The following is a 12,095-nucleotide window of genomic DNA, read 5'->3' as shown; positions in this document are numbered from 1 at the left end:
ACCTGCACGGCAGCAAAACCTACCGCGCGCATTTGGTTGGAGTGTTGACAAAACGCGCCGTCCAAGACTGCTCGTAAACACAATAACAATAAACCCTAAAGCCCCGGGTAAAACCCCGGGGCTTTTGTTATGATTGGAAAGTCCGGACAGACCCATTCTGATGAACACATATCACAGTGGTGCTCTTGGGTGTCCGATCCAGGATGGTTTGAATCTCACCCTCATCTGCATGGCAAAGCGCTGTTGACAATGCATCTGCCGATGTGGCGTCTGCAGACTGAACGCTGACCGTCGACCATTGGGGTGGTTGCATGGCTTGTGGATTCAGGACGTGAAACTGACCACCACCAAGTCGCAACGCACCTGGGCTGGAGGTGGCAATCGCTTGATCTTTGAGCGTCCGGGTCTGAACGATCCCGTGTTGAGGGTCGGACACGCCAAGGCTCCAGTTGCGCCCTGCGGCGTAGTACTCACCGATATTGACGAGTACGTTCTCCCAACCCGCCTGACGCAGCACCGCTGTGACCAGATCCGTGGCGTAGCCCTGTGCAATACCATTCAGCGTCAGTGCCTGGCCGGGATCCAGCGCAATGTGATCGGGCGAAATCCGAACCCGGTCCCATCCAAGGGCTTTGCGCGCTGCATTGAGGTCTCCATTCTGCGCCGCTGCCTGCCACAAGGGTTGAACGGTCGGATCAAAACGTCCGTCGGTCTGCCGGTAGGCGCGATCACAGGCGCGCAGAAGCACCAGCATTTCGGGCGCGGGTGCTTTCAGTTGGCCAGAACGGTTCAACCGAGACAAGTCGGAATTCGGGCGATAGAGGCTGAACAATGCTTCGCAGCGTTCAAGCTCGGCTCGGATGCGGGCTATGGCGGGTTCAGCAACGTCCGGAGGCGCGTCAAAGGTCAGGCTGACCTCCGCGCCCAAAGCGTAGCCATACCATTTTGTGGGCTGGGCCGTGGCCGGAGTGGCCAGCGCGGCGGCAGAGATGGCAAGGAAGCGGCGGCGGTTTATCATTCGGCGGCGACCTCTCTGGCACGGCGTCGAGCGGCGACAATCAGAGGCACACATTTCGTGCTGTCATCATAGATCGTAACACAGTCAAGGCATTGAAAGCACTCATCATATTGGATGCGTCCGCTCTTTGCGATGGCCCCGTATTTGCATTTGACCTTACACAATTGGCAGGGAGAGCCGCATTCCGCGCGCCGGTCGATCCAATCGCGCCCGCGCAACAGCCCTCCGATCGCCATGAAAGCGCCAAGTGGACAGACGTAGCGGCAAAATCCCTTGAACAGCACCATTCCAAGGAACAGCCATCCCGCTGCATAGGCCACGTAGTACCATTCCCGCACAAAGAAGGTGGTGACCGCGGTTTTGAAGGGCTCGACCTCGGCAGCTTTGTCCACGTGATCGGGGGCGGCGAACACTACGCCCACAAGACCCGCGAGGATGACGTATTTCAGCCATTTCAGGCGTCTGTCCCAAGCGTCGGACGGCTCAATCTGCGGCAGACGCAGGGCTTTGCCGACGTGATGCGCAAACTCCTGCATTGCGCCGAAGGGGCAAAGCCAGCCGCAGAACAGCCCTCTGCCCCATGCGATGAAACCGGCGATGGATACTGCCCAAATCAGCAAAGAAAACGGGTCATACAGAAGGAACGCGAAACTGCCGCCTTCGACTGCTGCTCTGAGTGTTCCAAGGACGGTGACGATGGACAACTGCCCTTGCCCCCACCATCCGACAAAACCGATGACAACCGCCAGAACGCCCAAGCGGAGTGGCGTGAACAAAGGCTGCGCCGCCAGTGCATTCATGCGAAAGCTGAGCGCGGCGACAAGACCTGTCAGGAATATCCCCAGAACGATCATATCAGTCTGACGGTTGCGCAGCGCCTCAAGCCACGGTGGGTCCGGCGTGATCTGAACCGGACGGGTAAAGAACCGCTCTGGCGTTATATGGGGCACCTCAAGCGTGACCGAGCCTGTTTCGGGCTGGAACATGCCGTGTTCCCGCACGGCCAGCACCTTCAGAACCCAATCGCGCGAGGGGTCAAATCCCAGCCTGCGATCCGTGCGCAAGATCATGGCGGTGCCATCGGGCAGACCATCAGCCAGCTCCACGAACAGATCGGCATCGCGCAGGGCAACCGGAAAGCCATCTTGTTCGGCTGACAGCCAGTCTGGCGCGGTATTGCGCACGAAATCTTCGCTGACCAACCCGTGGCGCGCGGTTTCGATCACCAGGATCGGTTCATCATTGTCCGAGATTTCCAGAAAGCTCTGGAGGTCGTCAAAACTGTCCTCGGCCAGCGCAGCGCGGGCGATGGAAGTAGGCCCCAAATCGACAACCCAGATGTCCAAGTACGGCTCATCCGGGTAATCCTGCGCCTCGGGGTCGTCATCCTCCCACAAGGTGCCTGCGAACAAGGCGTCGACCTGCGCGTTGGTGTAGGTCTTGCGCGTGGCGATGCCCTGATCGACCAGATCCTGCCAGGTCAGGTCCTCTTGATACTCGGGGTCTGGAAAAGCGGGCGGCGCGGTGGCCAGCCCCTGCATCTTTTCGCGGGCTACCGCCAGAGCGGCCCCCATAACGGATTCGTGGGCAATGCGCACGCTGGCCGTCGCCTTGGTGACGCCATCCAGATAAACAAGCTGTGAACCCGCCGCCGCGTCGCCATAGGGCGTTCCCACCACTATCGAATCCGAAATCGACAGCCCGCCATATTGTTCAAAGAATTTGTGAAACGGGGCCTCACCCAGACCCGAGACAAAGATCGGCTCATTGTGTTCGATCAGCTGGACGTCCAGAAAACGCCCCTCAAGGTCCAGCACCACCAGCATGTTGATCGGCGCGCCCGAAAACCCCGGCAAGGGCGCCAAGGGTTCGGATTCAAACACATATCCGGCCTCACTGCCGCCCGAGTTCAGCAGGCTGTAGACCCCGTCATCGTTCAGCGCATCGCCCAGCGAGAATGGGGCGCGGATATAGGTTTCAATCTGCTCACGCGGCAGAGGCTCTGCCTGAACCGACAGGCCGCTGAGAAGCAAAAACACAAGTAACAGGATCGCGCGCATGTGCGTGAGACTATATTTCCACCTGCGCCCATGACATTCGACGAAAGTCCTAAGTCCCGCATCTACGACCCCAAGGCGGTTGACGCAGCCGCCCGTGCGCTCAACACTGCACCCCATCCCTACGACCAAAGCAGCATTTTCCGAAATGAACGCGGGTTGTAGGTTTTCAACAACGCCAGTCATTCATCGGGAGGACACTATGACCTGGAGCACACCGAAGCTGAAAGAAGTGAACTGCGGCATGGAGATCAACATGTATTCTCCGTCCGAGGACGAAGGCCGCGAGTACGAGCCCGACCTGTTCTGATCACGTAAACGCAGCGGAGGCCCAAAGTGCATTTCCTGGTTCTTGGGGCTTCTGCAGGTGGCGGTTTGCCACAATGGAACTGCGGTTGCCGGAATTGCGAGGATGCCCGCAAGGGTGTGATCCCGCCGTCCGGCCAATCCTCGTTGGCGGTGTCCCCGGATGGCCTGAATTGGAGCATCCTGAACGCCTCGCCCGATATTCGCCAGCAGATGCTGGACAGCCCCAAAATGCACCCCCGCGCGCTGCGCGATACGCCTGTGGCCTCGGTCCTGCTGACCAACGGGGATATCGACCATATCGCCGGGTTGCTCAGCCTGCGTGAACAGACCCCGTTCACCCTGTTTGCCACGAGCGATATTCTGGATGTGCTGTCCCAGAACCGGATTTTCGATGCGGTTAACCGCGAGAAGGTGGGCCGCCGTCAGATTGCCCTGGGCGATGAATTCACCCTTCAAGAGGGGCTGCAGGCGCGGCTTTTTGCAGTGCCCGGTAAAGTGCCGCTGTTCATGGAAGGCGACAGTGTTCAGACCGATCTATTGGGTGAACAGACCGTGGGCGTCCGGCTGACCACCGCCGACAAGACCGCCTACTACATCCCCGGCTGCGCGCAGGTAACCGATGACCTCTTGGCCCGAATTGCGGATGCCGATCAGGTATTCTTTGACGGCACGCTTTGGGATGATGATGAGATGATCCGCACCGGAACCGGTGTGAAAACCGGACAGAGGATGGGCCACATCTCGATCAGCGGACCAGAGGGGTCAATCGCCCGACTACAAGAGATTCGCGCCGCGAAAACCTTCATCCACATCAACAACACCAACCCTGTTCTGCAACCCGACAGCCCGGAACGCGCCTTTGTGGAAGCCGCAGGCTGGAGCATCGCCTATGACGGGCAGGAGATCACGATATGAGCCGCGACACTCTTGAGGCCCGCCTGCGTCAGATCGGGGCCGAGCGTTACCACGACAAACACCCGTTTCATCACCGGCTGCACAGTGGGGAATGCACCCCCGATCAGGTGCGCGCCTGGGTGATCAATCGGTGGGCCTATCAGGCAGCGATTCCGATTAAGGACGCCGCCTTCATGTCGCGCTGCACCGACCCCGATATCCGGCGCGAGTGGCGATCCCGCATCGAAGACCACGATGGTGGCGTGACCGAGGGCGGCGGCATCCGGCGCTGGCTGAAACTGGCCGAGGCTGTGGGGCTGGACTCCGGCTATGTCGCCTCGGGCCGTGGTATCCTGCCCGCAACCCAATTCGCCGTCGATGCCTATGTGCATTACGTGCGCGAAAAACCCCTGCTGCAGGCGGTCGCGTCTTCTCTGACCGAGTTGTTTGCCCCCAAAATCCACGAACAGCGGATTGAGGGCCTGTTGCAACACTATGACTTCGCCAATTCCGACAGCCTGTCCTATTTCCAAAAACGTCTGACCCAAGCCCCCAAGGACGTAGCATTCGGCCTGAACTGGGTTTTGGACCATGCGGACACAGAGGAAAAAGAAGATATGGCCTGCGAGGCGCTGATCTTCAAAACCAACGTACTGTGGGCGCAGCTGGATGCGCTCTGGTCGGGATATGTGGAACCGGGCCTGATCCCGCCCGGTGCGTGGAAACCGGGGGAAGGCCTGTTATGACGCTTGAGCTGCACCAGTCCGATCGCCCCTATCTGCCGCGCGGCGTGCGGGTTCAGCGCGACACGGTGCGTGACCGCATGGTCCTGCAGGCCCCGGAAAAGGTGATCGAACTGGACGATATTGGTGTCGCCATCCTCTCACGGGTGGACGGCCGGACCTCATTTGGCCAGATCGTCACCGATCTTGCCACCACCTACGGCGCCCCTGCCGATCAGGTCGAAACCGATGTTCAACACTTCCTGCAGGCTCTGCGCAGCCGCCTCTACGTGTTGGTGCAGTCATGACCGCCCCTGCCCCCATCGCGCTCTTGGCCGAACTCACCCACCGCTGCCCGCTCAGCTGCCCCTATTGCAGCAACCCTGTGGAGCTTGAGCGCAAGGAAACGGAACTGGACACCCAGACCTGGGTGGATGTGTTCCAACAGGCCTTCGACATGGGCGTCCTGCAATTGCACCTGTCAGGGGGTGAGCCCGCCTCGCGCCGCGATCTCGAAGACCTGACCGCGCAGGCCGCACGTATCGGGCTTTACACCAACCTGATCACCTCCGGCATCGGGCTGACCCCCAAACGGCTGGACCGGCTCGAGGCGGCAGGGCTGGATCACATCCAACTGTCCTTGCAGGGCACGAACGCCGATCTGGCCGATCGCATCGGCGGCTATCGCGGTGGATTTGACCGAAAGATGGTCATCGCCAAAGAGATCGGTGACAGGGGTATCCCGCTGACCCTGAACGCGGTCATGCATCGCCACAACCTTGATGATCTGGATCGCACAATCGAAATGGCCGTTGAACTGGGCGCCCGCCGGCTCGAGGTCGCCTGCGTGCAATTCCACGGCTGGGCGCTGCCGAACCGCGCCGCTCTGCTGCCGACGTTGGAGCAGACCCGGGCCGTGAAAGACACCGTTGCCCGCGCCAGCAAGAAATTGCGAGGCGTTCTGGCCATCGACTTCGTGCCGCCGGACTATTACTCGGACTTTCCCAAAGCCTGCATGGGCGGTTGGGGATCCACGGGTCTGAATATCACGCCCAACGGCACTGTCCTGCCCTGCCATGCGGCGCAGACGATCACCCATCTGGAATTTGAGTCGGTGCGCGATAAACCCTTGTTGGACATCTGGCACCACAGTAGTGCTTTCAATGCTTATCGTGGAACCGACTGGTTGCCCGAACCCTGCCAAAGCTGCGAACGCAAAGAGATAGACTTTGGAGGCTGTCGTTGTCAGGCGATGGCCCTTGCGCAGGATGCCGAAGCCACAGATCCCGTATGCAAAAAGTCGCCTCTGCACAGCCGGGTTACAGATATTTTGGACGCCATGTTGGCCAATCCTGAAAAAGAATTCATCTACCGCAAAGCGTGAGACGCGAATTGGCGCTGTTTCCGTATGACCCGAAACTACTGAGTACGGAGTTCATGAGAAACTGTGTCGGGCCAAATAGGATAACGAATAACAATAGAGCGCCGGCCAGAAGCATGGCCAAATTGGACAGTTTGGACATTCCGGACCCGAGATCCAGCATCAGCGGTGGCAGGAAACACAACACAAGGGCTGCGAAAACAAAGTTGGTCAAGGCGTCATCGGCGCCGGTCCCGTTCCGTAGTATATCAATACCGTTTGCAACCTGAAAAACGCCCATGGCGATTGATCCACCAACACCGATCGCGATGGCCGATATTGCCATGAAATCTGACAACCAACCCACAACCTTTGCCCAACGCTCCTCGGGAAAAAGACTGGCGAGCGGCGCGCTGATCAACATTGGTGTGCCGCGTCGAAAGGTGAAATACGCAATGCAAAGTGCAGTAGCCGTGTAGATACCCCAAGCATGCAGCCCCCAGTGAAACAGAGTTGTGGTGAGCGCTTCACTGGCCGCATTCGGTTCTGACAGGTAGTCGCGCGCGACGCCGAAATGCGTCAGCGGTTCCGCGGCAGCCCAAAAAAGCAGCCCGACCCCCATCCCAGCTGAAAACAGCATCGCAAGCCAAGCTGGTGTCGAGAACTCAGGCCTGTCATCGTCCTGACCCAGTCGGACTTTACCAAGAGGCAAAACCGCAATTGCGATGGAAAAGAACAAGAGCCCCGTGACCGTGAGCATAATAAACCAGCCGCGACTTTCAAAAAATATTTCGACCAGCGCTCGGGAGGTAGAAAGGGCACTTTCGGGCTCAAAAATACCCCATAGCCCTACTGCGGCAATCAGGAGTAGGGAAGAAACAAGCAAAGTGGTCTGGGAATTCATTCGGGCGCCGGTTTGGTTCTTGCAAAGTTACTTTGGTCGCGAGCTTTCCTAAAACCTGAAGAATAATTTCAGCGCGCGCCACTAGTATGACAGTACGCGACTGCCAAATCTACTCTGCGAACAGACTGAAAGAACCGGCCTGAGTTGTTTGTTTCCAAACTAGGAAAAACCGGAAGGTTGGGCTCCCGATGGTAAAACCTCCAAATCTGGCGAGGTCGTTGGCGGATTGCCGTCGCCGAGATCGTTAGATTTTAGTGAATACTGTTCGTTCGCGTCGCAATCCGTGATCAGGCTTATTTCATTTTCTCCGAAAGTGGCCAAAAGCAATGTTCTCATTTTTGACGCCTGACTTTCTGTAATTAGTTCGGCAGAGCAGTTTGTTGGTAAATCCGCTTTGCGCGCGCCATCTTTTTTCCTCGTTGATCTAATTTGTGTTGAAAGCGTTGAGCCACCAGAATCACCTCTTTGGCGCAGAGAGGATCTTTCGCGAACGTCTTCGATGCGCCCTCTCTGCGTTCATAGGTGAGTGCTTAACAACCCACCTGTTGAGACTAGCGCGCTGAGCTGCCTCCGATGTCAGGAAGGAACTTGTAACAGATGTTCTGATGCCGCAAAAAGCCAAGTTTTACTGACTGCAACTCAATCATTGTGATATCAATTTGAGAAACAACAGGACCGCGTTGTTAAGATCACCACAATCGGCAATTAGCCTGAAAATTGATCGACTCCGCTCAAGGCACCAACAATCCGAGCTCGAATAACTTGAAAACCCCGAATTGATCGTCAAACTTCACGCATGAGTGAGTATTTTGATGAGATGTTCAGCAGCGATGGATCGCTCAGAGGTCCATACGAAGAGATCGGTCGTTGGTTTGATGCGGAAGATGTATCACGGCTAAGAGCCAAACAGCGCGAGGCTGAGGAAGTCTTCAGGCTGACGGGCATTACCTTTAATGTCTACGGAAAAGCGGAAGCAGAGGAGCGGTTGATACCCTTTGATATCGTGCCGCGCGTCATTTCCGCACGAGAGTGGCAGCGGCTGGAGCGCGGTATCGAACAAAGGGTGCGGGCAATAAATGCCTTTCTTCACGACATCTACCACCGCCAAGAAATCGTTAGGGCCGGACGTGTACCGGCCGAGATGATCGCCGGAAACGAAGCGTTCCTGCCGCAGATGCTCGGCGTTTCGCCGCCCGGTCAGGTCTATACGCATATCGTCGGCGTTGACCTGGTGCGAACCGGACCAGATGAGTTCTTTGTACTTGAGGACAACGCGCGCACGCCATCCGGTGTCAGCTATATGCTGGAGAACCGGGAAACGATGCTAAAGATGTTCCCCGAGCTCTTCAGCGCCACAAATGTACGAAATGTTTCCGACTACCCGCGAAATTTGAGGCGGTCTCTTGCAGCCTGCGCACCGGCCTGTGCAGAGGGAGAGCCCACGGTCGCGGTTTTGACCCCCGGTATCTACAACTCAGCCTACTACGAACACGCGTTTCTTGCGGACCAGATGGCTGTAGAATTGGTCGAAGGGCACGATCTGAGGGTTGTCGACGGCCGCGTTTGTATGCGCACTACCCGGGGCTACAAGCCTATCGACGTTCTGTATCGACGGGTCGATGACGATTTCTTAGATCCGCTGAATTTCAACCCCGACAGCGCGCTGGGTGTTCCCGGCATCCTGGATGTCTACCGCGCGGGGGGCATCACTATTGCGAACGCTCCGGGCACAGGTATCGCGGATGACAAGGCAATCTACTCCTACATGCCTGAAATCGTTGAATTCTACACGGGCGAAAAACCCCTGCTTCAAAATGTACCCACCTGGCGTTGCAGCGACCCCGAGTCCCTGTCCTATGTGCTGGACAACCTGTCCGAGCTTGTGGTCAAGGAAGTACATGGGTCTGGCGGCTACGGTATGTTGATTGGTCCCACGGCCAGCAAGAAAGAGATTTCAGCTTTCCGTGAAAAGCTGAAGAAGAGGCCCGGGAACTACATTGCTCAGCCGACTCTGTCGCTTTCAACGGTTCCAATTTTCGCGCGCTCGGGGCTCGCACCCAGGCACGTTGATCTGCGCCCCTTTGTTTTGGTGTCCCCAGATGGAGTTAACATCACGCCCGGCGGTTTGACACGCGTGGCGTTGAAGAAGGGGTCGCTCGTCGTGAACTCAAGTCAGGGCGGCGGGACTAAAGACACCTGGGTTCTGGAGGACTGACCATGCTGGGAAAAACTGCTGGCGGGTTGTTCTGGATGTCCCGCTACCTCGAACGGGCGGAAAACACGGCGAGGCTGCTTGAAACAGGTCAGAGGATGGCGTTGACCCGTTCCAAGAACTCTGCCGAAGAATGGGGCTCTGTACTGAAAACGGCGGGCGTTTTGGATGGGTACCACGCCAAGTATGATGACATTTCAAAAGACAACGCTGTGGATTGGGTGTTGCGCGATGCCGACAACCCATCCTCGATCAAGTCGGTCATCAAACAGGCAAGGAATAACGCACGCCTTGTTCGAACCGCATTGACCCACGATGTTTGGAGCGCGGTAAACGCAAGTTGGATGCAAATTGACGAGGCGATGAAGCGCCGCGTGAATGAGCGCGACTTGCCGGCCATGCTGGAGCTTATTCGCCATCAGGCCGCACTGGTCCGCGGCGCCACTTTGGGCACCATGCTGCGCAATGATATTTTCGATTTCACCCGCATCGGCACTTTTGTCGAACGGGCCGATAACACGGGGCGCATATTGGACGTGAAGTACTACGTTCTATTGCCCACAGCGTTCTCAGTCGGCTCGTCACTGGACAACATCCAGTGGGAAAGCATCCTTCGTTCCGTCGGTGCTGGTGGCGGTTATCGGATGACCCACGGTCAGAAAACCCGACCGTCTGACATTGCCGAGTTTTTGATCTTGGATGAGCGGATGCCCCGCAGTCTTCACTTTTGTTGCAGAAAGATTCAAGAAAACCTGTCCTACCTGAAGAAAGACTATGGCTTTGCGGGGCCGTCATGCGCCGCATCAAATGCGCTGTACGAGAAATATCTGGACCAGAAGATATCCGATATCTTTGAGTTGGGGCTGCATGAGTACATTCAGGATTTTCTGAAAGATCTAGGCAACTTAAGTCGCCAAATCGAGATTGATTATCGGTTCTACGAGTAGCCCATGAAACTGCACATTCGCCATGAGACACGATACGATTTTGACGCGCCGGTCCCCTTTGGCCTGCAACAGCTACGGAAAACGCCAAAGTCATTTCGCAATCAGACCATTGAAAGCTGGAGCACTGAAGTCATCGGAGGGGTCAAGGAGCTGAGCTTTGAAGACTACCACCGAAACACAGTGGAATTGATCAGCTTCGAAGCAAATACCAAAAGCATTTCCTTGATATCCGAAGGCGTTGTGGAGGTGGAGGACACACATGGAGTCCTGGGACGCCACGAAGGGTCGGCACCCCTATGGCTTTTCAATCGGAGCACGCCTCAGACAACGCCAGGAAAAGGGGTTGCCGACGTGATCGGCGCGCTCCCTGAAGGCGAACCGCTTCAGCAGATGCACGCCTTGTCCGAAATAATTCGGTCTCGGGTCACCTATGAAGTGGGAAGTTCGCACCCGGGTTGGAGTGCTGAAGAGGCCCTCTCAGCTGGGTGTGGCGTGTGCCAGGACCATGCGCATATTTTCACTACCTGCGCTCGACAGATCGGACTGCCGGCGCGCTATGTTTCGGGTTACCTGATGATGAATGAAACGGAGCTGCAGGACGCGACCCATGCCTGGGCCGAAGTGCATTTGGACGGGCTGGGATGGGTGGGATTTGACGTTTCCAACGGGATCTCGCCTGATCATCGTTATGTACGCGTCGCAACCGGTCTGGACTATGCCCAAGCTGCGCCGGTAATAGGGAACAGAATTGGGACAGCAGGCGAGCAATTGACAGTACAATTGCAAGTCGCACAGCAGTAACGGAGAACTTAATGACCTATGCTGTGGGCATGCGGCTGAACCGCGGACTGGTGTTCATGTCCGATACGCGGACGAACGCAGGCGTCGACAATATTTCGACCTTCAACAAGATGTTCAACTGGACGGTGGAAGGTGAGCGGTCGATCACTCTGCTGACCGCAGGCAATCTGGCAACCACTCAAGCCACAGTAAGCCTGCTTGAAGAGCGTACAAAGGCACCGGAAGATCGTTCTCCCTCGATCCTGGAAGCGCCCACAATGTTTCAAGTCGCGCAATTGGTCGCGGCGACGCTGAATGATGTCATCGAAGAGCATGCCCGGTCTGGGCAGCAAGCTGACAGCGCCTTTCACGCGACACTCATTCTGGGTGGGCAAATTAAGGGCGGGCCGTCTCGATTGTTCCTGATCTACCCCGAAGGCAACTTTATCGAGGCAGGCGACGACACCCCATTCTTTCAGATCGGAGAGACAAAATACGGCCGCCCAATTCTAGTGCGCGCCTACGATCCCGAGATGAGCTTCCCGGAGACCGTGAAACTCTTGCTCGTCAGTTTCGATTCCACGATTAAGGCGAACTTGTCTGTTGGGGCACCGTTGGATCTACTGCTCTACGATGAAGATAGCTTTGAGGCTGGGACACGGTCCAGGTTTGAGAGTGACGATCCGTACTTTCGAACGATATCGGAAGGTTGGGGCGACGCCTTGAAATCTGCCTTGTCCAAGCTTCCGGACTACGACTCGTAGGGAACACACCCTGAGACTTGAACGGCTGCAGGAAGCCATCCTTGTGGATCTCGTCCTCCATCATCTCGGCGCCGATCTTCTTGAAGATCTTCTTCACCTTGTTTGGATCGGTGTCGAAGGGCACGGTG

The 12,095-nt window shown here is 56.9% G+C and carries 12 protein-coding genes; 9 read left to right on the top strand and 3 right to left on the bottom strand.

The window, feature by feature from the left end; translation table 11 throughout:
- Positions 1-127: 127 nt before the first annotated feature.
- Positions 128-1,018: an FAD:protein FMN transferase gene (locus J7394_RS22510; RefSeq protein ID WP_209256200.1), complete on the bottom strand. Its 891-nt coding sequence runs from the start codon at positions 1,016-1,018 to the stop codon at positions 128-130.
- Complete coding sequence (locus J7394_RS22505; RefSeq protein ID WP_209256201.1) at positions 1,015-3,078, bottom strand: 4Fe-4S binding protein; 2,064 nt, start codon at positions 3,076-3,078, stop codon at positions 1,015-1,017. The genes J7394_RS22510 and J7394_RS22505 overlap by 4 nt, the downstream gene beginning before the upstream one ends.
- 199 nt (positions 3,079-3,277) lie before the next feature.
- On the opposite strand from J7394_RS22505, the gene pqqA reads away from it, so the two are divergent.
- Genes pqqA through pqqE form a run of 5 tightly spaced genes read left to right on the top strand, consistent with a single transcriptional unit; the run spans position 3,278 to position 6,384 of the window.
- Positions 3,278-3,385, top strand: a complete 108-nt coding sequence (gene pqqA, locus J7394_RS22500) for a pyrroloquinoline quinone precursor peptide PqqA (RefSeq protein WP_152460716.1) — start codon at positions 3,278-3,280, stop codon at positions 3,383-3,385.
- A 26-nt stretch (positions 3,386-3,411) separates the two neighbouring features.
- Entirely contained in the window at positions 3,412-4,299 is an 888-nt protein-coding gene (pqqB, locus tag J7394_RS22495; protein WP_209256199.1) for a pyrroloquinoline quinone biosynthesis protein PqqB, read from the top strand.
- On the top strand, positions 4,296-5,024 hold the full coding sequence (gene pqqC / locus J7394_RS22490; protein WP_209256198.1) for a pyrroloquinoline-quinone synthase PqqC: 729 nt from the start codon (positions 4,296-4,298) through the stop codon (positions 5,022-5,024). Before pqqB ends, pqqC begins: the two co-directional genes overlap by 4 nt.
- Positions 5,021-5,308 carry a pyrroloquinoline quinone biosynthesis peptide chaperone PqqD gene (gene pqqD / locus J7394_RS22485; protein WP_209256197.1) on the top strand — a complete coding sequence of 96 codons (288 nt, stop codon included), beginning with the start codon at positions 5,021-5,023 and terminating at the stop codon, positions 5,306-5,308. Before pqqC ends, pqqD begins: the two co-directional genes overlap by 4 nt.
- Positions 5,305-6,384, top strand: coding sequence for a pyrroloquinoline quinone biosynthesis protein PqqE (gene pqqE, locus J7394_RS22480; protein WP_209256196.1), 1,080 nt, complete (start codon positions 5,305-5,307; stop codon positions 6,382-6,384). The genes pqqD and pqqE overlap by 4 nt, the downstream gene beginning before the upstream one ends.
- Here the strand turns inward: pqqE and J7394_RS22475 are convergent.
- The gene (locus tag J7394_RS22475; protein WP_209256195.1) at positions 6,365-7,264 is read right to left on the bottom strand and encodes a BCCT family transporter; all 900 of its coding nucleotides are present in this window, start codon (positions 7,262-7,264) and stop codon (positions 6,365-6,367) included. The two genes, pqqE and J7394_RS22475, sit on opposite strands and share 20 nt — an antisense overlap.
- Before the next feature lie 796 nt (positions 7,265-8,060).
- Between J7394_RS22475 and J7394_RS22470 the strand changes: the two genes are divergently transcribed.
- From J7394_RS22470 to J7394_RS22455, 4 genes are read left to right on the top strand one after another with little or no spacing between them, the layout of a single operon-like run.
- Positions 8,061-9,479, top strand: a complete 1,419-nt coding sequence (locus tag J7394_RS22470; protein WP_209256194.1) for a circularly permuted type 2 ATP-grasp protein — start codon at positions 8,061-8,063, stop codon at positions 9,477-9,479.
- Positions 9,480-9,481: 2 nt separating this feature from the next.
- Entirely contained in the window at positions 9,482-10,423 is a 942-nt protein-coding gene (locus tag J7394_RS22465; protein ID WP_170642552.1) for an alpha-E domain-containing protein, read from the top strand.
- A gap of 3 nt (positions 10,424-10,426) precedes the next feature.
- Complete coding sequence (locus tag J7394_RS22460) at positions 10,427-11,224, top strand: transglutaminase family protein (RefSeq protein ID WP_209256193.1); 798 nt, start codon at positions 10,427-10,429, stop codon at positions 11,222-11,224.
- Positions 11,225-11,235: 11 nt separating this feature from the next.
- Positions 11,236-11,967, top strand: a complete 732-nt coding sequence (locus J7394_RS22455; protein ID WP_209256192.1) for a proteasome-type protease — start codon at positions 11,236-11,238, stop codon at positions 11,965-11,967.
- Positions 11,968-12,095 lie beyond the last annotated feature (128 nt).

The organism is Ruegeria sp. R13_0 (assembly GCF_017743995.1).
In the GTDB taxonomy this organism is placed as follows: Bacteria; Pseudomonadota; Alphaproteobacteria; order Rhodobacterales; family Rhodobacteraceae; genus Ruegeria.
Note: the sequence above shows the minus strand (reverse complement) of the source record. Positions and strands in the feature narration are given on the sequence as shown.

Bases quoted from the DNA above. Each gene is read 5' to 3' on its own strand.
- J7394_RS22455 (WP_209256192.1), top strand. From the start codon at position 11,236: ATGACCTATGCTGTGGGCATGCGGCTGAACCGCGGACTGGTGTTCATG.
- pqqC (WP_209256198.1), top strand. From the start codon at position 4,296: ATGAGCCGCGACACTCTTGAGGCCCGCCTGCGTCAGATCGGGGCCGAG.
- J7394_RS22465 (WP_170642552.1), top strand. From the start codon at position 9,482: ATGCTGGGAAAAACTGCTGGCGGGTTGTTCTGGATGTCCCGCTACCTC.
- J7394_RS22470 (WP_209256194.1), top strand. From the start codon at position 8,061: ATGAGTGAGTATTTTGATGAGATGTTCAGCAGCGATGGATCGCTCAGA.
- J7394_RS22475 (WP_209256195.1), bottom strand. From the start codon at position 7,264: ATGAATTCCCAGACCACTTTGCTTGTTTCTTCCCTACTCCTGATTGCC.
- J7394_RS22510 (WP_209256200.1), bottom strand. From the start codon at position 1,018: ATGATAAACCGCCGCCGCTTCCTTGCCATCTCTGCCGCCGCGCTGGCC.
- pqqA (WP_152460716.1), top strand. From the start codon at position 3,278: ATGACCTGGAGCACACCGAAGCTGAAAGAAGTGAACTGCGGCATGGAG.
- J7394_RS22460 (WP_209256193.1), top strand. From the start codon at position 10,427: ATGAAACTGCACATTCGCCATGAGACACGATACGATTTTGACGCGCCG.
- J7394_RS22505 (WP_209256201.1), bottom strand. From the start codon at position 3,078: ATGCGCGCGATCCTGTTACTTGTGTTTTTGCTTCTCAGCGGCCTGTCG.
- pqqD (WP_209256197.1), top strand. From the start codon at position 5,021: ATGACGCTTGAGCTGCACCAGTCCGATCGCCCCTATCTGCCGCGCGGC.
- pqqE (WP_209256196.1), top strand. From the start codon at position 5,305: ATGACCGCCCCTGCCCCCATCGCGCTCTTGGCCGAACTCACCCACCGC.